29 protein-coding genes and 2 pseudogenes are annotated in these 24,847 nt (G+C 61.3%); 20 read left to right on the forward strand and 11 right to left on the reverse strand.

The window, feature by feature from the left end; translation table 11 throughout:
* Positions 1-203: 203 nt before the first annotated feature.
* The 3 genes from N2A41_RS04580 to N2A41_RS04590 form a co-directional block, all read right to left on the reverse strand.
* Positions 204-782 (reverse strand): DUF308 domain-containing protein, encoded by a 579-nt coding sequence (locus N2A41_RS04580; protein ID WP_260110372.1) that lies wholly within the window; start codon positions 780-782, stop codon positions 204-206.
* Between the two features lie 235 nt (positions 783-1,017).
* Positions 1,018-1,587, reverse strand: a complete 570-nt coding sequence (locus N2A41_RS04585) for a hypothetical protein (RefSeq protein ID WP_260111109.1) — start codon at positions 1,585-1,587, stop codon at positions 1,018-1,020.
* 130 nt (positions 1,588-1,717) lie between these two features.
* A complete protein-coding gene (locus tag N2A41_RS04590) occupies positions 1,718-2,308 on the reverse strand; it encodes a TetR/AcrR family transcriptional regulator (protein WP_260110373.1) in 591 nt (196 codons plus the stop codon).
* A gap of 197 nt (positions 2,309-2,505) precedes the next feature.
* Here N2A41_RS04590 and N2A41_RS04595 point away from each other — a divergent pair, with 197 nt between their 5' ends.
* The 3 genes from N2A41_RS04595 (at position 2,506) to N2A41_RS04605 (ending at position 3,860) form a co-directional block, all read left to right on the forward strand.
* The gene (locus tag N2A41_RS04595) at positions 2,506-3,222 is read left to right on the forward strand and encodes an SOS response-associated peptidase (RefSeq protein ID WP_222295513.1); all 717 of its coding nucleotides are present in this window, start codon (positions 2,506-2,508) and stop codon (positions 3,220-3,222) included.
* A gap of 75 nt (positions 3,223-3,297) precedes the next feature.
* Positions 3,298-3,618: a hypothetical protein gene (locus tag N2A41_RS04600; protein ID WP_222295512.1), complete on the forward strand. Its 321-nt coding sequence runs from the start codon at positions 3,298-3,300 to the stop codon at positions 3,616-3,618.
* The gene (locus tag N2A41_RS04605; RefSeq protein WP_260110374.1) at positions 3,615-3,860 is read left to right on the forward strand and encodes a hypothetical protein; all 246 of its coding nucleotides are present in this window, start codon (positions 3,615-3,617) and stop codon (positions 3,858-3,860) included. The genes N2A41_RS04600 and N2A41_RS04605 overlap by 4 nt, the downstream gene beginning before the upstream one ends.
* Before the next feature lie 14 nt (positions 3,861-3,874).
* On the opposite strand, the gene N2A41_RS04610 is transcribed toward N2A41_RS04605, so the two are convergent.
* Positions 3,875-4,702 (reverse strand): oxidoreductase, encoded by an 828-nt coding sequence (locus tag N2A41_RS04610; protein WP_260110375.1) that lies wholly within the window; start codon positions 4,700-4,702, stop codon positions 3,875-3,877.
* 80 nt (positions 4,703-4,782) lie between these two features.
* Here N2A41_RS04610 and N2A41_RS04615 point away from each other — a divergent pair, with 80 nt between their 5' ends.
* Together N2A41_RS04615 and N2A41_RS04620 are read left to right on the forward strand one after the other, a co-directional pair.
* A complete protein-coding gene (locus N2A41_RS04615) occupies positions 4,783-5,721 on the forward strand; it encodes an AraC family transcriptional regulator (RefSeq protein ID WP_260110376.1) in 939 nt (312 codons plus the stop codon).
* 387 nt (positions 5,722-6,108) lie between these two features.
* Positions 6,109-6,459, forward strand: a complete 351-nt coding sequence (locus N2A41_RS04620) for an AraC family ligand binding domain-containing protein (protein ID WP_162119062.1) — start codon at positions 6,109-6,111, stop codon at positions 6,457-6,459.
* Between the two features lie 15 nt (positions 6,460-6,474).
* Here N2A41_RS04620 and N2A41_RS04625 read toward each other — a convergent pair whose 3' ends face one another.
* Entirely contained in the window at positions 6,475-7,266 is a 792-nt protein-coding gene (locus N2A41_RS04625) for an aldolase (RefSeq protein WP_260110377.1), read from the reverse strand.
* A 251-nt stretch (positions 7,267-7,517) separates the two neighbouring features.
* Between N2A41_RS04625 and N2A41_RS33295 the strand changes: the two are divergent.
* A pseudogene (locus N2A41_RS33295) lies at positions 7,518-7,915 on the forward strand (hypothetical protein).
* An 8-nt stretch (positions 7,916-7,923) separates the two neighbouring features.
* Positions 7,924-8,133, forward strand: a pseudogene (locus tag N2A41_RS04635) (hypothetical protein).
* 91 nt (positions 8,134-8,224) lie between these two features.
* Here N2A41_RS04635 and N2A41_RS04640 read toward each other — a convergent pair.
* A complete protein-coding gene (locus tag N2A41_RS04640; protein ID WP_260110379.1) occupies positions 8,225-8,800 on the reverse strand; it encodes a TetR/AcrR family transcriptional regulator in 576 nt (191 codons plus the stop codon).
* 113 nt (positions 8,801-8,913) lie between these two features.
* On the opposite strand from N2A41_RS04640, the gene N2A41_RS04645 reads away from it, so the two are divergent.
* Both N2A41_RS04645 and N2A41_RS04650 read left to right on the forward strand, forming a co-directional pair.
* On the forward strand, positions 8,914-9,702 hold the full coding sequence (locus N2A41_RS04645) for an SDR family NAD(P)-dependent oxidoreductase (protein ID WP_260110380.1): 789 nt from the start codon (positions 8,914-8,916) through the stop codon (positions 9,700-9,702).
* Between the two features lie 121 nt (positions 9,703-9,823).
* Positions 9,824-10,897 carry an alkene reductase gene (locus N2A41_RS04650; protein ID WP_260110381.1) on the forward strand — a complete coding sequence of 358 codons (1,074 nt, stop codon included), beginning with the start codon at positions 9,824-9,826 and terminating at the stop codon, positions 10,895-10,897.
* Between the two features lie 157 nt (positions 10,898-11,054).
* Here N2A41_RS04650 and N2A41_RS04655 read toward each other — a convergent pair whose 3' ends face one another.
* Genes N2A41_RS04655 through N2A41_RS04665 form a run of 3 tightly spaced genes read right to left on the reverse strand, consistent with a single transcriptional unit; the run spans position 11,055 to position 12,309 of the window.
* Positions 11,055-11,471 carry a GFA family protein gene (locus N2A41_RS04655; protein WP_162119068.1) on the reverse strand — a complete coding sequence of 139 codons (417 nt, stop codon included), beginning with the start codon at positions 11,469-11,471 and terminating at the stop codon, positions 11,055-11,057.
* 47 nt (positions 11,472-11,518) lie between these two features.
* Entirely contained in the window at positions 11,519-11,983 is a 465-nt protein-coding gene (locus N2A41_RS04660; RefSeq protein WP_017963368.1) for an SRPBCC family protein, read from the reverse strand.
* Entirely contained in the window at positions 11,980-12,309 is a 330-nt protein-coding gene (locus N2A41_RS04665) for an ArsR/SmtB family transcription factor (protein ID WP_260110382.1), read from the reverse strand. The genes N2A41_RS04660 and N2A41_RS04665 overlap by 4 nt, the downstream gene beginning before the upstream one ends.
* 193 nt (positions 12,310-12,502) lie before the next feature.
* On the opposite strand from N2A41_RS04665, the gene N2A41_RS04670 reads away from it, so the two are divergent.
* Both N2A41_RS04670 and N2A41_RS04675 read left to right on the forward strand, forming a co-directional pair.
* A complete protein-coding gene (locus tag N2A41_RS04670; protein ID WP_162119070.1) occupies positions 12,503-12,862 on the forward strand; it encodes a hypothetical protein in 360 nt (119 codons plus the stop codon).
* Positions 12,863-13,012: 150 nt separating this feature from the next.
* Positions 13,013-13,543 (forward strand): YidB family protein, encoded by a 531-nt coding sequence (locus N2A41_RS04675; RefSeq protein WP_260110383.1) that lies wholly within the window; start codon positions 13,013-13,015, stop codon positions 13,541-13,543.
* 204 nt (positions 13,544-13,747) lie between these two features.
* Here N2A41_RS04675 and N2A41_RS04680 read toward each other — a convergent pair whose 3' ends face one another.
* Complete coding sequence (locus N2A41_RS04680) at positions 13,748-14,593, reverse strand: dienelactone hydrolase family protein (protein WP_260110384.1); 846 nt, start codon at positions 14,591-14,593, stop codon at positions 13,748-13,750.
* 716 nt (positions 14,594-15,309) lie between these two features.
* Here N2A41_RS04680 and N2A41_RS04685 point away from each other — a divergent pair.
* The 4 genes from N2A41_RS04685 to N2A41_RS04700 are packed head-to-tail and all read left to right on the forward strand — an operon-like array spanning position 15,310 to position 19,701.
* The gene (locus tag N2A41_RS04685) at positions 15,310-15,546 is read left to right on the forward strand and encodes a spike base protein, RCAP_Rcc01079 family (protein ID WP_168345356.1); all 237 of its coding nucleotides are present in this window, start codon (positions 15,310-15,312) and stop codon (positions 15,544-15,546) included.
* A gap of 21 nt (positions 15,547-15,567) precedes the next feature.
* Entirely contained in the window at positions 15,568-16,041 is a 474-nt protein-coding gene (locus tag N2A41_RS04690; RefSeq protein ID WP_260110385.1) for a terminase small subunit protein, read from the forward strand.
* Positions 16,007-17,578, forward strand: a complete 1,572-nt coding sequence (locus N2A41_RS04695) for a terminase (protein ID WP_260110386.1) — start codon at positions 16,007-16,009, stop codon at positions 17,576-17,578. The genes N2A41_RS04690 and N2A41_RS04695 overlap by 35 nt, the downstream gene beginning before the upstream one ends.
* Positions 17,578-19,701, forward strand: coding sequence for a hypothetical protein (locus N2A41_RS04700; protein WP_260110387.1), 2,124 nt, complete (start codon positions 17,578-17,580; stop codon positions 19,699-19,701). The genes N2A41_RS04695 and N2A41_RS04700 overlap by 1 nt, the downstream gene beginning before the upstream one ends.
* Positions 19,702-19,807: 106 nt before the next feature.
* Here N2A41_RS04700 and N2A41_RS04705 read toward each other — a convergent pair whose 3' ends face one another.
* Positions 19,808-20,191: a hypothetical protein gene (locus N2A41_RS04705; RefSeq protein ID WP_260110388.1), complete on the reverse strand. Its 384-nt coding sequence runs from the start codon at positions 20,189-20,191 to the stop codon at positions 19,808-19,810.
* Positions 20,192-20,362: 171 nt separating this feature from the next.
* Between N2A41_RS04705 and N2A41_RS04710 the strand changes: the two genes are divergently transcribed.
* From N2A41_RS04710 to N2A41_RS04730, 5 genes are all read left to right on the forward strand, one after another.
* Complete coding sequence (locus tag N2A41_RS04710) at positions 20,363-20,674, forward strand: hypothetical protein (RefSeq protein WP_162119076.1); 312 nt, start codon at positions 20,363-20,365, stop codon at positions 20,672-20,674.
* A gap of 165 nt (positions 20,675-20,839) precedes the next feature.
* The gene (locus N2A41_RS04715) at positions 20,840-21,937 is read left to right on the forward strand and encodes a hypothetical protein (RefSeq protein ID WP_260110389.1); all 1,098 of its coding nucleotides are present in this window, start codon (positions 20,840-20,842) and stop codon (positions 21,935-21,937) included.
* A 15-nt stretch (positions 21,938-21,952) separates the two neighbouring features.
* Positions 21,953-22,927, forward strand: a complete 975-nt coding sequence (locus tag N2A41_RS04720) for a phage major capsid protein (RefSeq protein WP_027664943.1) — start codon at positions 21,953-21,955, stop codon at positions 22,925-22,927.
* Positions 22,928-22,949: 22 nt separating this feature from the next.
* The gene (locus N2A41_RS04725; RefSeq protein WP_260110390.1) at positions 22,950-23,735 is read left to right on the forward strand and encodes a hypothetical protein; all 786 of its coding nucleotides are present in this window, start codon (positions 22,950-22,952) and stop codon (positions 23,733-23,735) included.
* Between the two features lie 339 nt (positions 23,736-24,074).
* Entirely contained in the window at positions 24,075-24,644 is a 570-nt protein-coding gene (locus tag N2A41_RS04730; RefSeq protein WP_260111110.1) for a hypothetical protein, read from the forward strand.
* Positions 24,645-24,847 lie beyond the last annotated feature (203 nt).

Below are 24,847 nucleotides of genomic sequence, written 5' to 3' on the forward strand. Positions count from 1 at the left end.
GGCGAATCCGGTTGCTTCCGCGCGGAAGACGTTCCGATGCGCCTGATAGGATGAATTTGGAGATCAGGAGAGTCATTAGAGGCAAATACCTAGAAGCACGACGACGTCTCACGACCAATCATGACATGACAGGAAGTAGGGGCGGCGGGCGAGCCATTCCGACGCCGCCCGCCACGAACTTGGAGACTCCCGCTTCGATCACCTCACGCCCGCTTCCGCCGCATCTGCGCGACGCTCCGCCAGACGGCCGAGACCAGGAAATAGAAGGCGCCGAGGCCGGCATAGCCGGCGATATTGGCGATTGACGGCGCTTCCGGCATTTGCGCCTGGGCGATGAAGAAGGCGCCTGCGACGGCGGATTGTCCGCCGCTGAGGATCATCGCCCACTGGCCGCCATTCGTCTTCCAGCGCCGCGCAGCGGTTCCAAGCTGCAGCAGGCCGGAAAAGATCGCCCAGAGGCCGAAGACGCCGAGAACCCAGTTCATGCTCATCGTCAGCGCGACGATCACGGCAGCTGTCGTCACCGCGCTGACGGCGACGTTGATTGCCTGACTGCGGTTGTTTGCCAGGCCGCCGTTCCGCGCTGCGTCGATGAGGTTGGCGGCGGCATCCCAGGCCGGGTAGACGATCAGCAAGGCGGCCGCGAAGGCAAGCGACTGGCGGCCGGTGGTCAAGGCTGCTGCGACCCAGATGGCGGAAAAGGCTGCTCGCGAGAAGTAATAGCGCGTCAGCCACTCTTCCCTGTCGCCAGACGCGATGGTGGTTTGATCGGTGGTCATCATGATCTCTTTCCTGTGTGTGATGGTGTTGATCTGATAGGGGCGGCTCACCGTCGTGAGCGGCGGCGTCGGTCATCGCGATTGGATTTCCTGGGCTTTCGGAACCGCCCGGCACCGCCGGGCTGCTGTCGAGACGACGTTCTCCGTCATTCGGGTCGATCGACTGCCGGCCAGGCGGCATTCCCTGGCAAATCGCCGGTCGAACCGGGGGCGGCCTGGCCGACCGGCGACGACGTGGTCACATGGGCGGGACCACGCCATTTTTGCCGACAAGCACCTGATGGGCGAGGGGGCCTGAGGCAGCTTTCTCGGCGGGGATGAAGACGACGGCGCCGGGAACGAGATCGTCCTTGGTGGCCGGAGCGATGGTCACGACCGGCGTGCCGTCCGGAATGGCGATCTTCTTTTCCTGGCCGTGATAGGAGACGGTGACGGTGCGGCCATCGACGCCCTTGACGGCGTCGGCGACGGTCGCATTGGTCATGCTGCTGTTGGGCTTGAGGTCCCAGCCATAGCTGCCTTCACCGGCACCCTTCATTGCCGGCGGGAAAATCAGCACTTCAATCGCGCCGTCGCCGCCGCCTGCGCTCGGCAGCGATGCAATGCCGACGAAGTCGCCCGGCTTGATGTCGGTGACAGCAGCATTTGCGACGCTCGCCAGTTTCCAGCCGTCGGCAAGCGTCACATCGACAGTCTCTCCCTCTCGGGTCCTCACCTTGAGAGCAGAGCCGCTGTAGCTGACGATGCTGCCCCTGACATGGATCTGCTCGGGTTTCTGGTCTTCGGCATGGACAGGCGCCGTCAAGATAGCCGCCGACGTGATAGCGCTGAACCCCAGCACGAGGGCGGGGAGTGGTCTTGATCATATCGTTCTTCCTACTAGTTGGTAGTGTCGCTGAACGTGGTTGTCGCTCCGGGCTTTTATTCCGCCCGGAACTTTATAGAGCGGCGGTCGGAGTGAGCCGCTGCAAGGTGGGGGCGAGAATGGTGGCGAAGATCTCCGGGGTCCCGTAGGCACGGGCTGACAGCATGGCGCCGTGGACGGAGGCCATGAAGGCTTCAGCCTCGACGCGCGGTTCGCTCGACAGTTTCAAACTGCCGTCCTTCAAGCCTCGCTCCATGACCGAGGTCAGCCATGTCGATGCAAAGCGGAAGAAAGCCTTGACCTCGGCTGCGACCTCCGGCGGCAGCGCCGGCAGTTCGCTTGCCAGCAGGGCGCACACGCAAAACGGCCGGCTGGCGTCCTCGATGCACTGGGCCCAGTGGCCCGCATAGGCCTGGAGGAGTGCTAGCGGATTCCGCACCTGCTGCTCCAGGCCGGCGATACCCGCCTCGGCATCTTCGCGATAGCGCACGACAAGCGTGCGCACCAGATCGGTTTTGCTCGGAAAGTGGTGATGGATGCTCGCCTTGCGGATGCCGACGACGGCAGCGATATCGGCATAGCTGAAGCCGTTATAGCCTCCGGTCATGATCAATGCTCGGGCAGAAGTCAGGATCTCGTCGGACGTCGTCAAAAGATTGCTCATGAGGTTTTGTCTACCTTCCAGTAGGAAGGCTGTCAAGCGAAATGCAGTTTTCTGCCATCGGCCGTCGTTGAGGCGGTGACCGGCTTCACTCTTGACGGGCGAAAGTGATGACGGCATTGGTTGTAGCGACCGGCCTTGACTCGCCTCGAAACACCAGAACATAATCGGAACATCTAATATGCGGGATGGAGTTCTGGATGTGCGGCCGCGTCTATATCAAGACCTCGCTTGAGGAACTGGTGCGCAATTTCGCCTTCGCCGAGCGTGGTGCGATCGATGCGCTCGGAAACCGATTTCCGCGCTACAACGGCGCGCCGACGCTGGATTATCCCATCATCATTCGCGACATGGTCCGCGAGCCTGATATCATGGGGCCGGTATTCGCCAGCGCTCGCTGGGGTCTGATGCCGGCATGGATGAAGCCGGGAGGGCGGCCGCCGCCGATCAATGCGCGCTGCGAGGGTATCGGTACCAACGGCCTGTTCCGCTCGGCCTACAGGTCGCGCCGTTGCCTGGTGCCGATCAACGGCTTCTTCGAGTGGAAGGATATTTTCGGCACCGGCAAGAACAAGCAGCCTTATGCGATCGCCATGGCTGACGGCTCGCCCTTTGCGCTCGCCGGCATCTGGGAGACGCGGCGCGACAATGACATAGAGACCCGGAGCTTCGCCATCGTGACCTGTGAGCCGAATGCGATGATGGCGCAGATCCATGACCGCATGCCGGTCGTCCTGCACCGCGAAGATTACGAGCGCTGGCTATCGCCGGAGCCTGATCCGGTCGATTTGCTGAAGCCGTTCCCGGCGGAACTGATGACCATGTGGCCGATCGGCCGCAATGTGGGTTCGCCCAAGAATGACACGGCTGACATCATCGATCCGATCGACCCCGATCCGGAACCGACGCTGATCTGAATTCACCGGCTCGGGCGGGAGCCATCCATCAACCATGCGGTCAAAGAGATACCTCGCGAGAGGACAGGACGACGCATGCCAGAACAAATCACCTGGAAATCATGGGAATATGTCAGCGGCCGAGACATCAAATATAAATGGCGGCACGCCTGGAAGGAGAAACCCGGCGACGATTACGTCGCATTTGACGGCGATACCCAAATCGGAAGGATATTCCGGTCACAGGCTGGCGGAGGGATCGATAATCGATGGTTCTGGATCGTGGCGACAGACGGCAGCCATCGACTGGATTGGCCGTCGGCTGGATACGAGGACAGTGCCTACGTCGCCTCAAGGCGGCTCGAAATGATCTATGAGAGCATCAAGAGCGGGAAACGGAGGACGGTGCACCCATGAGCATCGAAGGCCATTCGCGTGCGCCGGGCGCCAATGTGATCGTAGAGCATTATTGCGAGCACCGGCATGCTGACGGAACACGCTGCAGGGAATGGGGAGGCTGGGGCCACAGCCCATCCCCGGCCGTACCAACGCGCTGGTGGTGCTTTGAGCATTTCCCGCATAAGTCATACGAACAGGAACAGGCGCTCAGGCGAAAGAGGCGGCCGAGGGCGGGAAAATCATCCAATGAGAGTGGCTGATTGATGTTCCTCCATCAGCCGTCGGTCGAGAAGGTGACAGGCTTCCACACCTCGATCTCCTGCTGCATGCGAACGATCCTGTCCGACACATGCTTGAGGGCGTCGCTGCCGAGCAGAAGCTGCGGCGGCGGATCATCGGATTCGATGAGCGCCAGGACCGCCACGGCCAGTTTGGCGGGATCGCCGCGCTGCTTGCTGCTGACGGCCTGTCGCGCCTCACGGATCGGATCGAACAGGGCATCATAATCGGCGATCGACCGCTCCGTGCGGACCATCGATCGTCCGGCCCAGTCCGTCCGGAAGGAGCCGGGGCAAAGGGTGGTCACATGCACACCGAACGGCGCCATTTCCGAACGCATCACTTCCGATATGCCTTGCAGCGCAAACTTGCTGCCGCAGTAATAGGCGATGCCGGGCATGGTGATCATGCCGCCCATCGACGTGACATTGACGATGAAGCCGCGGCGTCGCTCGCGAAACCTCGGCAGAAATGCCTTGGCAATGGCGACGGCGCCGAAAACGTTGACCTCGAACTGCCGCCGCATCTCTTCGATCGGCGACTCCTCGAGCACGCCTTCATGGCCGTAGCCGGCATTGTTGATCAGCACGTCGACCGGCCCATGCTCCTCCTCCGCGTGGCCGACGACATTGTCGATACGGTCGAACTCGGTGACGTCGCAAAGGACCGGCCGCAGGGCGGGCAGGGTTTTGGCGAGCGCTGTCAGCGACGCTCGCGAGCGCACGGTGCCAATCACCCTGTGGCCCGCCTGAAGCGCCGCAGACGCAATGGCGAGCCCGAAGCCGGAATTCGATCCGGTGATGAAGAAGGTCTTTCGTGACATGAGCGAAGATTCCTTGATTGAGGATGGGGTTTGACAAATAGTATGAAGAACCCCGTGCTTCGATGGCGGATTGTCTGAATATGTTGCCAAATCCTATGCAAGGTGATCGCGGCCCATCCAGGCGAGGGGAGATGGTCGCGCTGGCCGGACGTCTCGCCGCCCGTCACGGATACAATCCGACGGCGCTTAGCTCCGTCCGCATCCTGCGCACCGAAGCCGTGCTCCACGACATCCCGGTGCTCTATAGACCGGGCGCGGTTTTCGTCCTGCAGGGCAGCAAGCAGGGCATCCTCGAAGGCGAGGTCTTCCTCTATGATGAGGAGCACTATCTGGCAGTGTCGCTGCCCGTCCCATTCCGGATGACGTCGACGGCCAGTCCGGAGCGGCCATTGCTTGCGGTCTATGTCGAGTTCGATATGCAGATGGCAGCCGAGATTGCACTGCAGGTGGGAAAACATGCCGAATTGGTCAGCGACGAGCCGAGAAGTCTCGTGTCGAGCAGGATGTCCGGCGATATCGAGGATGTGCTGCTGCGCTTGCTGACGGCACTCGGCAGCAGCGTCGAGACGGATGTGCTTGGCGCCGGCATTCTGCGCGAACTGCACTACCGGGTCCTGGTCGGTCCGCAAGGCGGCGCGATGATCGCCGCCCTCCAGCAGAAAGGCAGATCCGGAAAGATCATTCGGAGCCTGGCCTGGCTGCGGGAAAACTATGGCTCGGAGATTGCGATCACCGATCTGGCAAGAGAGGTGGGCATGAGCGTTCCCTCCTACCATGTCCATTTCAAGGCTCTGACCGGCAACACTCCGATGCAATACGTCAAGGCGATGCGGCTTCACGAAGCAAGATTGATGATCGCCCGCCGGACGAGAACGATTGCCGAGGTCGCGGTTTCGGTGGGCTACGCCAGCCCGGCGCAGTTCAGCCGCGACTTCAAGCGGCATTTCGGGCGTACCGCATCGGAAGAGATCAAGTGGGTCCAGCGCCACCTCGGCGAAACGGGTGACGATCACGGTTAGGCATAGCGCTTGAGCTAAAGCGCGTCACGATCTTTCAGATTCGCTCCTCGCGCTTTCGGTCGTTGTTTTTACGCATGTCGTTATCGCAAACCGCGGCACAGCGCGCGACATGTTTTAGCTGGTTATCCGAGGTGCGCTGACGATCTTCCGGAACAAGGCCTCCATGGCGTCTTCAATACCTTCGGTGGGACTGACAGCGAAATTATAAACCAAAGGCAAATATGTACGGTTGTATCTTCGCTAAATCGCTGAAGAACTCGCGGTGGCAATCATCAGCGCCATCGAAGCCCACAAAGCAGCCACCCGCATTTTCGCCATTGATAGACGAGCGCCTCTTGGCGCGCGGGATTTCCGCGCTACCTCTGCACGCGGCAATGGAGGAAGACGATGAAAATCCGTAAGTTCACGATTACCGATGTGGCGTTGGAGCGTTCCCCCGGGCAGCAGGCGGACATCTTCGTCGGCAATCTGGTCGACGAGCGGCAGGGCGGGCCGATCACCATCGGTTATGGACGCTACGCGCCCGGCCAGAGCCTCACCGAGACGATTGAAGTCGACGACGTCATGATCGTTCTGGAAGGGCGGCTATCGGTCTCGACGGACTTGGGAACAGTTACCGCCGGGCCAGGCGAGATCGTCTACATGCCCAAGGGCGAAGCGGTGACCATCCGCTCGCATGACGAAGGCGCGCTCACCGCCTATGTCACCTATCCGCATTGGCGACCGGCGCACGCCTAAACTACGGTCTGCGGCTCAGCGCTTGTATTCCGGCTCGCTGCGATCGAGCGCGCGCTTCACCGACTCCAGATGGAGCCGGGCCGACTCCGGGTCTCCTTCGCGCATTTGCCGGTATGCCGCCTCCGCAATCTCAGGCGCGACGGCAAGGACTTCACGCCCGGTCGACAGGGCGAGCGTCTGCACTTCGCAGGCGCGCTCGAGGTGATAGAGGTCGTCCCAGGCCTCGGCGATATTCGGTGCACAGACCATCACGCCGTGGTGCTTCATGAAGACGATGTCGGCATCGCCGATCGCAGCCGCAATCCGATCGCCCTCGCGCGCGTCGAGCGCCAGGCCGTTATAGTTGCGGTCGACGGCCGTGCGTCCATAGAATTTCAATGCGGTCTGCCCGGCAAAAATCAGGGGATCGCCCTCCGTCATCGAAAGGGCGGTGGCATAAGGCATATGGGTGTGGAACGCCGCCTTGGCACGGGGAACGTTCTTGTGAATCCTGGCGTGGATGTAAAAAGCGGTGGCCTCAGGCTGCCCGCTGCCCGACACGACATTGCCGTGAAAGTCGCAGATCAACAACATCGAGGCCGTCAGTTCGGCGAAAGCGTAGCCGTAAGGGTTGACGATAAACAGGTCGTCATAGCCCGGAACGACGGCCGAGAAATGGTTGCAGATCCCTTCCTCCATGCCGAGCCTTGCCGCCATCCGGAAGCAGGCCGCCAGATCGACGCGGGCCTGCCAGATGTCGTCCGTGTCAAGTTTCAGCTGGTTGGGGCCGCCGGCGGGCGATAGGGCTGTGTTGAGAGAGTGCGCCATGGGGGTCGTTTCAAATTGGTGTCGAAGGAGAGGGTGGCTGCGTTCTGGATTACGCCCGGATCAGCCTCGCATCAAGCCGGCTCGAGGCAAACATGGTTCGGTTCCCCCGGGTCAAGGTCGTGCTCAAGCATTGAGACACTGAAAGGACACTCACAGCAAAACACCCGTCTTGACTCTCTTCGTTATCAGAACATAATAAGAACATCGGCGCGGCGGCCGCCATCTGAAAACCGAAGATATGGAGAGCGGATATGCGTGAGCAGCCGATCGGCGAAGCTGTGGAAGATGATGCGTGGCCTGTAAGTGATGTGATGTGGCCGCCGGAGAAGGAGATTGGGGTCTCCGAGGTGCATGCAAGCCTGGCCAAGGCCGTGGCGGGGAGCCGCGGTGTGCGATTTTTCACGGCCTTCGTGATCGACATCCCCAGCGATGCCTATCTGGGCGATGTCCAGATGGCGATCGACGAGGCTGCCGCGAGGCCTGCGGCATCCTGCTGACGACGCATGTCACCGGCCGTGACGCTGCAACCGGCGAGCCGATTCTGACCCAGGAAGCCACGCGACCGTTCAAGTTTCCCTGCGGCCAGGGCGCCGCGAAAGCCATAGCGAGCTTCTGCGATAAGCTCAAAATGGCCGGCATCTTCCCTTGAGCGCCGCCATGGAAGCCGAAACATCGTCACCGCCGGTCGAAAATGAGCTTGCCGAGGTGGTCGCCTATCACAATGGCGATATGCGGGGGCGATATGCGGGCCGCAATCGGCACGCTGCTGGAGGACGTCCGCCATTTGCGCGGCAGTTGATATTTGGCAGAAGGGCCAGGGGCGGCGGCATGACCCGCGGCTGGCGGCCGAGCTACGATCGAGACTAAAACGCGTCGCGATCGTTCGGATTCGCTCCTCTTGGATCCGGCGATGGGATGACAGCTGCGGCGCGACGCGGCCGCTGGCCGTCGCATTTCCTCATTCGGCTTTTGCCGGTGGCGAAGCAGGTCGGTCGGCTCCGTCATCGATCCAGGCCAGCGTCTCCGTCAATATTTCCTTCGACAGGGCGGGATCGACTATGACGCGAGCGAGGATCGTTGCTCCGACCATCGCCGACCAGTTGGCGATTGCCCGGCGTCGGCGGTCGGCGTCCGACCCTTCGACCTTCTCGCTCATCCAGTCGATCTGCGCCCGCACACCCTCCGTCACCGCCGCACGGGCCTCAGGGGTCTGGCGCAGCGTGTCGGCGGCAAGTCCGGAAATCGGGCAGCCACCGGCCCTGTTGTCGCGATGGCGCGGCGACAGATACTCTTCGATGTAGGCGCCAAGCGGGAGTGACGCGCCATTGCGCTGGCCAAGCGCATGCGCCAGCGCCTGGACGATCAGCTCGTCCTTCGAGCTGAAATGACCGTAGAAACTGCCATGCGTCAGGCCCGCGGCCTTCATCACCTCGGCAACGCCGACGGCCTCGAATCCTTTCTCCCGAAACAGCCGGCTTGCGACTTCGAGGATCCTTTGGCGGTTTTCGGCCATCTGCTCACGGCTGATTTTCATGTTGAGATTTCTCCCTCTCTGCCATTGACTTTTTTATGATAGCCATCACTTTAAGCCAGTAATTAGGATAGTCATCATAATTATATAACGCTCATTCGAAAGAGAACAAGACAATGGCTGACACTCCCACCGTCCTCATCACCGGCGCCTCCTCGGGTATTGGAGCGACATATGCAGACCGTTTCGCCCGTCGTGGGCACAATCTCGTACTGGTTGCGCGCAATAAGGCAAGGCTGGAGGCTCTCTCGGCACGACTTCGCGAAGAAACCGGTGTAACGATCGACATCCTGCAGGCCGATGTCACCAAATCCGACGAGCTTTCTGCGGTGGAAAGCCGTCTGCGCGACGACCATCGGATCGGAATTCTCGTCAACAATGCCGGCACCAGCCTCGAAGGCACGTTCGTCAATCAGCCCGTCAATGATATCGCCCAGCTGATCGCGCTCAACGCGACGGCGGTTGCCCGCCTTTCCAGCGCCGTTGCGCCACGCTTCGTCGAAGCGGGCTCGGGCGCCATCGTCAACGTCTCCTCGGTCGTCGGGCTCGTCCCGGAATTCGGAATGACGGTCTACGGCGCCACAAAGGCCTTCGTGACCTTTCTTTCCCAGGGGCTTAGCCTCGAACTCGGTCCCAAAGGCGTCTACGTCCAGGCGGTCCTGCCGGCGGCAACGCGCACGGAGATCTGGGAGCTTTCCGGCATCGACGTCAACACGCTCTCCGGCGTGATGGAAGTGGGCGAACTCGTGGACGCCGCCCTGGCAGGCTTCGACAAGCGCGAGCCCATCACCATCCCGCCGCTGCACGATGCCGCCCAATGGGATGCCTATCAGGGCGCGCGCCAGGCGATGATCCCGGGCTTTTCGCAGGCTGAGCCTGCAGAGCGTTATCGCGCCGCCTCCTAGCGCTTCCCGAAGAAACGCGCTGCACCAACACAGGCTGTGTCGCAAGGCCGGCCTGTGCCGGGTTTCGGCGCGAAACTCCGAGACCTGACAGAGATCCATGAAATCAGACGAAAGAAACGCAATGACGGACAACGCAATTTTTGAACCCTACAGGCTCGGCAAGCTGACGCTGGCGAACCGGATCGTGATGGCGCCCTTGACCCGCAACAGAGCCGGCGCCGGCTTCGTGCCGGGCAATATCGCCGCGACATATTATGCCCAGCGGGCGACAGCCGGCCTGATCATCTCGGAAGGCGCGCAGATTTCGCAGGAAGGGCAGGGCTACCAGGATACACCGGGAATTTATACGCAAGCCCAGATCGACGGCTGGCGGAAAGTCACCGACGCGGTGCATGCCAAAGGCGGACACATTTTCCTGCAGCTCTGGCATGTTGGTCGTATTTCGCATGTCGATCTGCAGCCGAATGCGCAGGCGCCGGTCGCGCCATCGGCCATCAAGGCCGAGACCAAGGTCTTCGTCAACAATGCCTTCGTCGACGTCTCCGAACCTCGCGCGCTCAAACTGGATGAGATCCAGACGATCATCGCCGATTTCCGCCGCGCCGCCGCCAACGCGATTGCCGCGGGCTTCGATGGCGTCGAAGTCCATGGCGCCAACGGTTATCTGCTGGAACAGTTTGCCAAGGACGGCTCCAACAGCCGCACCGACGCCTATGGCGGCTCGGTCGAACATCGCGCCCGGATGATATTGGAAGTCGCTGCCGCCGTGGCTGCCGAGGTCGGCGCGGACCGGACGGGGGTGCGGATTTCGCCGGTCAACAGCATCACCTCGAGTGATCCGCAGGCGCAATTCAACTATATCGCCGAGAAGCTTGGCCAGATGGGGATTGCCTATCTCCATGTCGTCGAAGCAGGGCGCGGCGGGCCGAATGAGGCTGCTGCCTTTGACTACGCCGAGCTCAGGGCCAAGTTCGCAAACACCTACATTGCCAATAACGGCTACGACCTCGACCGCGCAACGTTGCGATTGACGGAGGGCGCAGCGGATCTCTTCTCGTTCGGCCGGCCATTCATCGCCAATCCTGATCTCGTCGAGAGACTGAAGACCGCTGCTCCGCTGGCAGAGGTGAACCCGGCGACCATCTATGGCGGCGGCGCCGAAGGCTATATCGATTATCCCTCCATCGCCGCATGACGCGCGCCTGATGCACCGGCGCCGTGCTGCTGCGCGGCGCCTTTTCACCACGCCGGAAATTGAACTCTCCTGGCATAGCCTGCGTCAGCTCATCTGAGCGTCGGGTTCACTGCATATGACGATCAACGGGCGACTGCACCGGATTTATGCAGGAGCCTCACAGCGGCGGCATTCCTTCGAATGTCTGCGCCGCCGGATCGACCCTGTCCCAGGCAAGGCCGCGCGCAGTGTAGGTCACCATCTGCGGCTGGTATCGGCCGGGCTCGTCGAGGCTTGCGGCGTGGATGGTGAAAAAGTCAGGCATGTAGGAGAAGGTCATGTAGACGGGTGCGCCGCAGGCGGGGCAGAAGCCGCGCGTCTTGACGTTGCCGTTGTCGGCGACCATTTGCCAATGCGTCGCCTGGCCTTCCAGCTTCACCGCCTGCCGGCTCGGGAAAGTCAGATAGGATCCGTGCCCGGTGCCGCTTGAAGCTTGACAGTCGCGGCATTGGCAGTCGTTCATCGCAATCGGCTCGGCTGAAATTTCATAGTGGATCGCACCGCAGGCGCATCCGCCGGTGTAAGGCTTGCTCATGTCTGTCTCCTGATGAAATGCTGTACTGGCGACCGCGTTCGGTCGTTTCAATTCTTTGCGTCGCTGATGGCGCCGATGTTCTTCACGACCTTCTTCCAGCCTTCGCCCATCTTCTGGAAGGCCGTTTCATTCCTGGGCAGGATGAAGCCGGAATGGATGAGGCGAAGCCGCGTGCCGGCTTCGACCTCGGACAGGATGAAGGTGACGACAGTGTCGAGCGGGGAGCCGTAGCCGGCGTTTCCCTCATGCCCGCCTTTCCAGGCATAGGAGAGACGCTTGTTCGGCTTCACCTCCAGCACCTGGCAGTGAATGGTGCCGTCCCAGGCGCCGGCGGGCGTCGTCTGGTAGGTGAAGCGTTTGCCTTCCACCGGCTCGAAGCCCGCCGGCATCATCAGCCAGCGGCCCATCAGATTGGCCGTGGTCAGCGTTTTCCAGAGCGTCTCCGGCCGATGCGGGAAAACCTCGTCGACCACGATCTCCTGCGTGTCGGGCTTCAATTCGGCGTCGTTCATGGATCGATTTCCTTCAGCAATGTTCTGAGATTGGCAAAACGGTCGCGCCAGAAGAGGCAGTAATGACTCATCCAGTCGACAAGCGGCTCCAGGCCTTCCGGCTCGGCGCGATAATAGACCTTCCGCCCTTCGGGGCGCTCAGTGACGAGGCCAGCCTGTTTCAAGGCTTTGAGGTGCTGCGAAATGGCGCCCTGCGTGACGCTGCTTGCCCGCGTCAGTTCGACGACGGTGATTTCATCGGCGTTGACGATCTGCTCAAACACGGCCCGCCGTGTGGGATCGGCAAGCGCGCGCATGACGGCGGTGATGGAAACGGCTTCGGTCATGAAGAAACCAATAGCGTATGCTAATTGATGAGTCAACACTAATCTGTTTGATCGACGCCCGGTCGCAACGCCGCTCAGGTGGCGGCGCGTTCGGCTGTTCTTACGGAATGATCCAACGCCCTCGTGCCATGAGGAACAAAACGCGCATGCCGATGTTGCTACTCGAATGGTGATAGCACCGTGGGAGGAAGTTATGCATCAATCTCTTCAGTTTGTCCTGGTCGGCTTGGCCGCGATAAGCGGGCTGACAATCGCGCCGACGATCGCCGCGGCGCAGGACTTGGAGTTGCGTGTCGGCCCCGGCGGACTGGGCGTCTACGATCGTGATCGCGACCCTGACCGATATGACCGATATGACCGATATGATCGATATGACCGGCGCGGACGGCGAGGCTGCGATCCGGACGATGCTCTCGACATCGCACGCAGCGAAGGACTTCGCAGGGCGCAGATCATACGCATGTCTCCCCGCAGCATCGTTGTCCAGGGGATGACGCGCCGGGGACCGGAGCGAATGACCTTCGCCAACCAGCGAGGCTGCCCGGAAATCTGAGCCGCGGCGTGAGCAATAAGTCGGCCGGCCTTCGCGATCGTCGACCGAATGCAGCCGGCGCGGAACCTTTGAGCAATCCGAACATTGCTGCCCATGCAGCGCGCTGCTTTGGGCCGCCTGCATCGTTGAAGCACCATTGGAGGATTCATCATGATGAGCGGTCAATTGAAGGCGCTTCTCGCCGTCCTTGCCGTTGCCGGCTACCAGAACAGGGACAAGATCGGGGAACTGCTGCGGGGCATCCAGAACCCTCAGCAGTCTGGCGCGGGAAACCAGCAGCCGGGTGGGCTTGGCGGCATCCTTGGCGGACTGGGTGGTTCGGGCGGTCTCGGCGGCCTGCTCGGCGGGCTGACCTCCGGCGGCATCGTCAGCGGCGGTCTGGGCGATCTCCTGAAGACGTTTCAGCAGAACGGACACGGTGACAAGATCGACTCGTGGGTAGAGCCCGGCCAGAATGCCGACATCAATGACGGCCAGCTTGCCGAAGCACTGGGCCCGGACGTTCTGAACGAGATCGCTTCGAATACCGGCCTTTCACATCAGCAGATTCTCGATCGACTGAGCCGCGATCTTCCCAAGGCCGTCGACGACCTGACCCCACAGGGAAAACTGCCGACCGCCGAAGAGTTTATGTCTTCCGCCAGCCAATCCACCACCTCCGCGCGGCCGAGCACCATCTGATATCGACCCAGTGGCGCGTCCCACGCCACTGCGTCTGCCATCGCTGTATTCGCCCGCGAGCTCATCCGGCGCTCGGGCTTGCCGACGAACAACGCCGGCCTCGGCCGGCGGCGGCATGGATCCCAGGCTCGAGACCCGGGATGACGGCGGTTGGGGTATGTTCCCGCCAGACGTGCCGCCGGCGACAGGCTCCGAGTTCGCGCGTTAGTTCGAGAGGTATTTCTGAAGGAATGTGTGAACGCTGCGGATGGACTTTTCGGCGGCGTCCGGATTGTATTTTTCGATGTGCCCTAACACTTTCCTTCCGACCTTGAATTCCGGGGCATCGAAATCATGGTAGGTACCCTTGTAGATATTGAGCTCGATCGGCGGGCTATCGTCGCTCAGACCGGCAAGCCTCTTCCGGCATCGTTCGGCCGGGCTCCAATTGTCTCGGTCGCCAGTCAAGATCAAAGTCGGTACTGTCGCATCGCCCTGACTTCCGGCACAGAGGGGATAGTAGGCAACCGCTGCCCTGAATTTGCGGTCCATGAGTTGTTCGTTGCCTTCGATTTTTGTTCCCTCCAATGTCGCAGTGCCGCCCGCTGAAAAGCCCATCAGCGCGACGCGCCTGAGATCGACAAAGCTTTGTTTCGATAAAAAATCCAAAGCGCCATAGGCATCGAAGACGCGATCGGGGAGATAGCTTTGGCACGTGTCCTTGATATTGCGGGTGCTGAAGCTATCGACGACAAGCACGACATAACCCCATGAGACCAGCCGTTTCGGCCAGAGGTCTTTGATGCTCAACCGCATGCCCTCGCATCCATGCATGACGACGACCGCTGGGAAGGGACCGTCACCCCCAGGGCGGGACACATATCCGAGCAGGGGCGTGCCTTGCGGCTGAGGGAGGTTCTCTCCTTGTTCATTGGCCTTGCGGATTCGAAAAGGGCTGAGCTTGACGGGCGCGCTTTCGAAGTGAACCATTTCGTCGGCATCAGCTGGGTTTCCAGCGAGCGTAGGGCTGAGAAAAGCGACGAGGCAAAGAAAAAGTCTCGTGGTTTTCACTGAACTTCTCCACCGTTGATCAACAGCCTGCTCATTCTACGCCGGAGCTGTAGGCTCGAAAAGCGGTGAGGGGTCTGCCGATCGGGCGATTTCAAACCGACGAATAACCTCAATCAAAACCACTTGATCACCCCCTGGCGGATCATTTATGACTACCGCAAATCCAAGCTGCGAGATTTGAATTCAGAGGTGATGTCGACCCAAGTCGGGCCGCCCAATGCCATGAAGACCAAGCCAACAGTGTCACTGAGCCACCACCATGGATTTGCCACTGAGCTCACCCCTTGCTCCGTCATCCTCGGGCTTGACCCGAGGATCCACCTTGGCCTCCAACAGCAGCGGGCATAGATCCTCGGCTCAAGGCCGAGGATGACGGAGGGTGGGGAGCGCTTTTTGCCAAACTCGCCGCCAGAGCGGGTAGAGCAATCTGGCACCATTGGGTCGGGCAGGTTCGATTTCGAACTGACGCGAGACTCACGATTAGCCGTTGATCACCCCCCGGCAAATCAGTTATGACTACCGTAAATCCAAGCTGCGAAATTTGAATCCAGAAGGGGATGTCGACCAAGTCGGCGCCGCCCTTCGATCGGTGTATCTATCACCGTCCGGCCAGCTTCCAGATCATCATTGATCCCCATCCTCTTCCGCTGACCTCTCATCTTCGATCACATCGGGATCGGGCCGGGTAGCGCGCGCCTCTTTCAAGGAGAACTGTAATGGACCCTTCGATTGCTCCGGCCTCGCGGGCCGCAGTGGTGACGCCGAACGATAGTGCTATTGTCGGTGCGCGTGCGCTTTATATCGGCACGACGGGCGATGTTGCCATTGCGCCGCGCCGGGACATGGATCCGGTCATCTTCAGAAACGTGCCGGCCGGGACCATCCTGCCGGTTCACGCCGCCATCGTGGCGCTGACCGGCACCACGGCCTCCAACATCGTCGCACTGTTCTAGAACCGTCCAGAAGGCGGCCATATGGGCAGACCGATCAAGTTCACCCAGGCGATTGCCGACAGGATTTGCGAGCGCATCGCCGATAGGGAAAGCCTGCGGTCGATCTGCCGGGATGAAGAGATGCCGGCGATGTCGAGTGTGCTGTCGTGGCTCGCCGATGACAACAAGGCAGCGTTTCGAGCCAAATACGCCCTGGCGCGCGAGATCCAGGCGGATGGCTTCGTCGATGAGATGGTCGAGATTGCCGATGACCGTGCAGACGACTGGATCGAAAAGAAGAATGCGAGCGGCGAGACCACCGGCTGGCAGGAGAATGGCGAGGCCATAAGGCGGTCGCAACTCCGCATCGCCACCCGTCAGTGGGTCGCCGAGAAGCTGAAGCCGAAGAAATACGGTTCCAAGGTCGAGCCTGACCGTGGCGTCGTCGCGAGCGAGGTTTCGCAGTTGCTGGAAGATATCAATGGCAAGACGCGCGGACTTCCAAACGGCGGTTGACCAGTTTTCCGACTGGCGCTGGCGTCTGAACAACCTCTATTGGATCACCGACAAGGCGGGCAAACGCGTCAGGTTCGAGATGAACTGGACGCAGATGACCTTTTTCGAAGAGATGCATTATCTCAACGTGCTGCTGAAGGCCCGCCAGCTGGGTCTCACGACCTTCATTCAGATATTCATGCTCGATGCCTGCGTCTTCAACCGGGATATCCGCGCCGGCACCATCGCCCATACGCTGGGCGACGTGCAGACGATTTTTAGGGACAAGATCAAATACCCCTATGACAATCTGCCCGATCGTATCCGCAACGCCGTGCCTGTTGTCAGGGCCAACCAGACCGAGCTGCTGCTCGGCAATAATTCGAGCATTCGTGTCGGCACCTCGCTGCGCTCGGGAACGCTGCAATATCTGCATATTTCCGAATATGGAAAGCTCTGCGCGAAATATCCGGAGAAGGCGAGGGAAGTCCGGACCGGCGCTTTGAATACGGTGCAGGCCGGCCAGTTGGTCTTCGTCGAAAGCACGGCGGAGGGCCAGGAAGGGCATTTCTACACGCTCTGCGAAGATGGCCAGGTCAAGCAGCGCCAGGCGGCGAAACTGACCGAACTGGATTTCAAGTTCCATTTCTTTCCCTGGTGGAAGGAGCCGCAATATGCGATCGCGCCTGAAGGCGTCATCATCACCGATGCTTTCGCAAAGTATTTCCGCAATCTGGCCGACCATGGCATCACGCTGACGGACAGGCAGAAGGCTTGGTACGTCAAGAAGGCCGAAACCCAGCTCGGCGACATGAAGCGCGAATATCCCTCGACGCCGGCCGAAGCGTTCGAGGCGAGCGTCGAGGGCGCCTATTACGCCGACCAGATGGCGGTGGCCGACGCCGAAGAGCGGATCGGGGTCTTCCCGCATGTCGAAGGTTATCCCGTCCACACCATCTCCGACATCGGCATGGACGATACCAACAGTGTCTGGCTGTTTCAGGTGCTGCCCGGCCGTGTCCGGATGATCGGCTATTTCGAGCATACCGGCACCGGGATGGACGGCATGCTCGACGAGCTGGAGCGGCGCGGCGCCGAGCACGGCTATGTCTATGGCGTCCACAACATGCCGCATGACATCAAGGTCAGGGAATGGACGCGCGGCGGCATGACCCGCATCGAAGTCATGCTGCGAGAGGTCAAGGCCCGCGATCTCGGCACGGTCCGCAAGATCGAGCGCGCCTATGTCCATGACCGCATCAACGGCACCAGGCGCATTCTCGCAAAGATCGAGTTCGATCAGGCCGGCTGCATCCAGGGCATCAAATGCCTGCGGAACTACCGCAAGGACTGGGACGAGGATCTGAGCGTCTTCCGCGACGCGCCGCTGCACAACTGGGCTTCGCACGGTGCGGACGCTTTCGGCGGGCTGGCGATCATCTTCACCGGCTTGGCGCCTGAACCGCTGAAGCCGCAGGCCAAAGCCCTGCCGACCTTCCAGACGATGACATTCAACGAATTTGCCGATGCCACCCCTAGACATAGCGAGCGTGTTTGATGGAAGACGAAACGACGGCTTTGGCGGACGGGCAGCAATGGGACCTCGCAAAGGTCGGCGCCCGGTGGCAGCAGGAGCTCGAGCGTGCTCAGCGTTATTTCAGGTCCTGGCATGACCGCTGCGTCAAGATCGAGAAGATCTATCTCGACCAGCAGTCCGACCAGGCGAATGCGGCCAAGCGAAGGTTTCCGATGCTCTGGGCCAACACCTCGGTGCTGCAGCCGGCGGTCTACGCCCGGGTGCCGCAGCCCGTCGTCGAGCGCCGCTTCAAGGATGCCCAGCCGGTGGCGCGCATGGCCTCGGAGCTGGTCGAACGCAACCTCGCCTATATGGGCGACGAAGCCGATATCGATTCGATCATGCGGGCGGTGCGCGACGATTTCCTGCTCTGCGCCCGCGGCACGGTATGGCTGCGTTATGAAGCCGATTTCGAGCCGCTCGACATGGGCGTCCAGCCTTCCGACCCGCCGGCGAATGGCGGCTTTCCCGAAGGTCTCCCCAACGGCTTCCTGGGCGGCTTGTCCGGCGACGGCGTGGGCGAAGATGGCGGAGCCCCGCCCGAGGTCATCAGCGACGAGCGTGTCTGCATCGATTATGTGCACTGGTCGGATTTCCTGCATTCGCCGGCCCGCCGCTGGAAGGATGTGACATGGGTGGCGCGCCGCGTGCCGATGACCGACGAGGAGATGGAGAAGCGCTTCGGCCCGAATGCCATGACATCGCTCTCAGCTCAGGCGGCCGGCAGCAACAAGGGCAGCAATCAGACGGAGCGCGCCGAAAACGAAGGCAAGACCCATGTCTGGGAGATCTGGTGCAAGAGCGAAAACTATACCGTCTGGATCGCCGATGGCGCGCCGGTGGCGCTCGAAGTGTCGGAGCCGCCGCTCGATCTCACCCATTTCTGGCCTTGCCCGCGCCCGGCCTACGGCACGATGTCGACAAGTTCGCTGATCCCGGTTCCCGACTATGTCTATTATCAGCAGCAATGCGACGAGATCGATCTGCTGACGAAGCGCGTCAACAAGCTGACCGATCAGTTGCGCCTGAAAGTGTTCTATCCCTCCGGCGACGGCGCGATCTCGCCGGCAATCGAGAAGGCGATGCGGCCGGAAAACGATACCGTGATGGTGCCGATCCCGGAATGGGCTGCCTTCACCGACAAGGGCGGCTCGAAAGCCATCGTGACTTTGCCGATCGACGAGGTGCAGAAGGTCATCATCGCCTGCATCCAGGCCCGCAAGCAACTGATCGAGGACGTCTACCAGATCACCGGCATCTCCGACATCGTCCGCGGCGACACGCAGGCGTCGGAGACGGCGACGGCGCAGCGGATCAAGAGCCAGTGGGGCTCGATCCGCATCCGCGACAGGCAGGCCGAGCTTGCCCGCTTCGCCCGCGACATCATCCGCCTTGCCGGCGAAATCATCTGCGACCAGTTCCAGCCGGAAACGCTGATGCTGGTGAGCGGCATCAAGCTGCCGAGCATGGCCGAGAAGCAGCAGGTCCAAATGCAGATGCAGCAGATGCAGATGGCCGCCCAGCAGGCAGCGGCGCGCGCCGAGCAGATGGGGCAACCCGCACCACCGCCGCCGCAGATGCCGCCGCAGCTTGAGCAGATGATGCAGCAACCGACGATCGACGAGGTCGTGCAGCTCCTGCGCAATGACAGCATTCGCGGCTTCCAGATCGACATCGAAACGGATTCGACGATCGAGCCCGATGAGGACGCCGAAAAGCAGCGTCGCATGGAGTTCGTGCAGATGATCGGCGGCTTCCTGCAGCAGGCGGGCGCCATGGCGCAGCAGAACCCGATGCTGGTGCCCGTGATGGTCGAGACGCTGCTCTTTGCCGCCCGCGGCTTCAGGGCCGGCCGCCAGCTCGAAAGCACACTGGAGCAGGTCGGCGCCCAACTCTCCGAAGCGGCGACCGCGCCGAAGCAACCGCCGGAGCCGCCGGCGGAGCAGATGATCAAGCTGAAAACGGCTGAGGTGAAGGCCGGCGCCGAACAGCGCAAGGCCGAGCTTGGTGTGGCGCAAGCCGAGATCGAGCATCGCGCCTTGGTGGAACAGGCGCGCGGTGAGGCGGCGGCGCAGGCCTTGCAGCAGTTGCAGCATGCGCCCTGACGCGCTTCGCGATGCGATCTTCGAGATAAGGTGGCATGCCGAAATTGCTCTAAACAATTTCGACCGCCTTGATCTGCTTAAAGGCTACGATCAAGCAAAGATGCGTCTAACCCAAATCCTGTCCGCTCTGGATCGCGCTGACGACGCACTTGACGTTTTGGTAACGCCTGAGGAGTGGGACAATACGTGGGTGAATAGTAAAGGCTGTCTGCGTAGGGCTTACAGCCGAAAGGGCTGAAACTTCGAGGGACGTGATTGCTGGCGGACGATTACCAAGTGCAGGCAAGTCTTCTTCAAGGATGCCGTCCACGTAAGAAACGCCTTCAAGTTCATAGACGATCAACGGAGCAAACGTGATCGCTACGCCATCGTAAATCGCCGTTATCATGACCTGGGTAGCGATCGCCTGGCAAAGAGTATCTGCGACTGGCTTCCCCACAGAGTTCTGCACGAACGAAATCCCGAGCCCAAGTCCGAGCGCCATAGGCATATCCGCATCTCCTTCTAATTGGAGATTCTAATATAGGTGATTCGCGGGCGGCGGTGTAAATCCCGAAATTTTCACAGAAATTGGTTCGCGAGTACGTCTTGACAGCCCTGAGGACGTTATTGGGACTTATCTCAGCCGCACGACCAGAGTTATAGATCGATAGGATCGAACATGAGAGAACGCTATTGCCGCGTCTGCGGCGGCTGGCACCAACTCGACGAGTGGCCGCGCAACTGCATGCCGGTAAAGAGCGAGGCGCAGTCCGATCTGCCGGCGCCGCATTTCGTCAGCGACAGCATCGATATCCAGTCGATGCATGACGGCAGGCACTACACCTCGAAAGCAAAGCTGCGCTCCGCCTACCGGGCGGCCGGCGTGGTCGAGATCGGCAACGAAAAGCCGCAGCCGATCGAGACGCCGAAGACGGATCGAAAGGCGATCCGAAACGAATTGCGGCGAGTTCACGCCGAATATAACGCCTAAAGCGCGTCGCAATCTTTCAGATTGCTCCTCGCGCTTTAGGTCTTTGTTTTTACGCATGTCGTTAGCGCAAAACCGCTGCACACTTTTGCGCGACATGCTTTAGAACAAACAGCTCTAACCTTTTGTTTTTACGGGCATCAATCCCCGACAAAGGAAGTTTCCGACATGGATATGGAAGACTTGAACGAGGCTGGCAACGGCAGCGAAGATTTTGGCGCGTTCGACGACAAGCCCCTGAATGACAGGCCGGTGAGCATCCGCGACAGCCTGAAGGCGGCGATCGACACCGCCGAGGGCAATGGACCGGGCGATATTGCGGGCCAGCCGCGCGACGGGGAAAACGGCCGCTTCCTGGCCAAGGGGCAGGAGCAAGCCGCAGCGGCGAGGGCAGGGCAGGCGCCCGCGGCAAACGCCGCTCAGCAGACACCCCAGGCACAGACCCAGATGCAGACCCGGGAACAGCCGGCAGCTATCGGCAACCGGGTTCCGCCCGGCTGGTCGGCGGAAGCCAAGGCGCAATTCGCGACCCTTCCGGGTGAAGTGCAGGCGGCCATCACCAAGCGGGAACAGGAGGTCGATAACGGCTTTCGCGTCCTGCAGGATTACAAGGGGCTCGAGGAGTTCACGCCGCTCATCCGCCAGGCCGGCATGACCCATGCCGATGTCATGCGCCGGGCGATCGACTGGGAAAAGGCGCTCATCCACGATCCCGTCAACACCGTCGTTCACGTCGCCAGGATGGCCGGGGTCAATCTTCACGCCCTGGTCAATGGCCAGACGGAACAGGTCCTGCAGCGCAACGCGCAGCAGCCCGGACCACAGCCCGGACTACAGCAAGGAGGACCGCAGCCGCGACACGTCAATGTCGAGGCGACGGTCGAACATGTTCTGCGGAAAAGGGACACCGAAACTCAAGTCGATGCCTTCCTTTCCGACCCGGCAAACGCGCATGCCGATGACGTGCTTGACGACATGATCGCCCTTATCAATGCAGGGCGGGCATCATCGCTTCAGGACGCCTACGACGCCGCATGCTGGATGCGCCCGGACATTCGCCGGCAGTTGATCAGCCAGACTGCGCAGGCACCCGTCCGAGAACAGCAAGCCCAGAGGGCAGCAGCGGCAGATCAAGCCCGCCGCGCCTCGCGATCCATCTCTGGTTCTTCCGCGCCGGGCCCGACCCGCGATGCGGCAAGAGGCCAGCCCACCTCAATCCGAGACTCGCTGCGCGACGCCATGCGTTTTTCGCGCGGTCAAGTCTGATCAAAGGAATGATCAATGCCCATCTCGCCCAACCTCTCTGAAATCGTGACCACGACGCTGCGCAACCGCAGCGGCACGGTCGCCGACGATGTGACGAAGAACAACGGACTTCTCACCCGTCTGAACAGCCGCGGCCGTAAGAAGCCCATCTCCGGCGGCCGCACCATCGTCCAGGAACTGCAATATCAAGAAAATGGCAGCTTCAAGCGCTATTCCGGCTACGATATCCTCAACGTTCAGCCCTCCGACGTCATCACCGCCGCCGAATACGACCTCAAGCAGGCCGCGGTCGCCGTCTCCATGTCGGGCCTCGAACAGCTGCAGAACTCAGGCGAGGATGCGATCCTCGATCTGCTCGAGCAGCGCATCGAGAACGCCGAAACGACGCTGAAGAACAACATCGCGCTCGACTGCTATTCCGACGGAACGGCCGATGGCGGGCGTCAGATCGGCGGGTTGCAGTTGCTGATCTCGACCTCGCCGACATCAGGCACCGTCGGCGGCATCTCGCGCGCCACCTGGGGTTTCTGGCGCAACCAGAAATTCTCGGCCTCGGCCGATGGCGGTGCCGCCGCCTCGAACGCCAACATCCAGAGCTACATGAACCGGCTCTATATGTCCTGCGTTCGCGGCTCCGACGCGCCTGATCTTGTCGTCGCCGACAACAACTTCTTCCGCCTTTACTGGGAATCGCTGCAGGCAATCCAGCGCATCACCTCGGCGGACAAGGGCATGGCCGGCTTCCAGTCGCTGCAGTACATGGGCGCCGATGTGATCTTCGACGGCGGCTTCGGCGGCGGTGCGCCGCTCAATCAGATGTTCTTCCTGAACACCAAGTACCTGTTCTACCGCCCGCACCGTGACCGCGACATGGCGCCGATCGGCGATGAGCGCATGAACACCAACCAGGATGCCTTCGTGCAGCTCATGGGCTTCGCCGGCAACCTCACCATGAACAACGCCTTCCTGCAGGGCGTGTTGTTCGCCTGATCGTCAACGAAAGGAAAAGCAAATGTCGGTCGCTTCAATCCAGTCCGATCGTCTTGGCGCGAACCCGTTCGTCGTCGAAGGCCCGATCGTTTCCGGCTCCGGTATCCCGGGCCCGAATTTCTCCCTCGGCGCTGTCGCCGGCGGGGACCGCGAATCCGAATGGGTCTATTGCCAGCTGGTGCTGGCCTCGCAGACGACCCTTCAGCCCGGTCAGTGGTTCCAGTGGACCCGGGATTATGTCGCCTCGCTGCTGACCACGGCAACTGCCGTCGTCGGCCAGCGCTGCGGCGTCTTTTCGGGTGCTGCCCAGCCTCCGGCACTGACCGGCGGCCCGGTCGGTGCCATCACCCTTCCAGCAGGCACCTATTACGTCTGGCTGCAGCGCAATGGTCAGGCGCCGTCCCAGGTGGCAACCGCAACGGCGGCCCTCGTCGTTGCCGAAACCACGACCACGGCAGGCCAGGCGAGCGCCCCGGCATCGGCCACGGCAACCACCAAGGCCATCGCCAACGTCAACTTCGCGGCGGCCAACCAGACGTTCACGGCAACCACGGTCAACGGCTCCAACCTGCTGACGAGCCTTTCCGGCCTGAATACCGGTTCCGGCCCGTTCATCGGTGCGGCCATTTCCGGCACCGGCATTGCAGGCGGAACCACCATCTCGGGCATCACCTACAGCCCGAGCGCCGTCGTCCAGAGCATCACCCTCTCGGCCAACGCCACCGCCAACGGCACCGGCATCACCATCACCGCGACTGGCGTGATCGAGGCAACGCTGATGCGTCCGTTCCTGTCGAAGGTGAACTAAACGGAAAGCAATCCACGGGCGCTTTGGCGCCCGTTTCGTCGACCTCTCTATACGCGACTGCCCCTCATCCAGTTCGTTCTGATGGCTGCCCCTCACCCTAACCCTCTCCCCGTAAAAACGGGGAGAGGGGACGTGCCAAACGCAACGTCGAGATTGACGAAGCCGGCGCGGCATATCCCCTTCTCCCCGCCTGCGGGGAGAAGGTGGCGGCAGCCGGATGAGGGGCAGTCGGCGATCTCCTGCGTCGAGAACGACACCGAGTATCGTTGGTCACCAATCACGCCCGAGGCGCTTCGACGCCCATTTCATTTCCCCGCCATCAACAGCGAGACACGCACCATGCCCGACAGCAGCACCGGAATATATGCCTCCTTCAGCCTCGAACCGGTCGAACAGACCTTTCTGACGGAAAAGGAAGGCCGGCCGATCTTTGCCGACAAGGAATTCGTCCGAATCTTCATCTCCGGCGACAAACACACCGAAGTCTATCGCGAGGTGACGGACAACGACAAACAGCGCTTTGCCGATGCCTATAAGCGTTTCAAGGAGGGGGCTGCCGCCCGCGAGCAGCTGACCGGCACGCCGCTTTCGCAATGGCCCTATCTGAAGCCGAGCCAGATCAAGGAGCTGGAGGCAGTCAATATCTATACCGTCGAACAGCTCTCAGCCCTCTCCGATACCAGCAAGCAGAAGATCGGCATGGGCGCCAACGAACTCGTCGCCGCCGCCAAGGCCTATCTCGCCACCGCCGAAAACTCGAGTGCCGCCTCGGCCTTTGCCGCCGAAAACGAGCGGCTGAAGGACGAGGTGAGGCGGCTGCAGGAGCAGATGAAGGAGATGGCCTTGCGCTTCGAGGCGCTCGAAAGAGAAGGCGATGGCGGTAAGGGCCGCAGCCGGCAAGCGGCCTGATGAAGCCTCAAAGCAAGCGGCCCCCTCATCCGACCCTTCGGGCCACCTTCTCCCCGCTGGGGAGAAGGGGTTATGCCGCAGCGTCTCGATTCCCTCTTCTCCCCAGCGGGGAGAAGGTGCCCGTAGGGCGGATGAGGGGGCTACGCGGCACAACCCTCATGCAAATTCACCTACCTCGCCACGCCCATAGCAACTGCTCTGAA

Origin of the sequence: Rhizobium sp. SRDI969 (genome assembly GCF_025152725.1) — a bacterium.
In the GTDB taxonomy this organism is placed as follows: domain Bacteria; phylum Pseudomonadota; class Alphaproteobacteria; order Rhizobiales; family Rhizobiaceae; genus Rhizobium; species Rhizobium leguminosarum_I.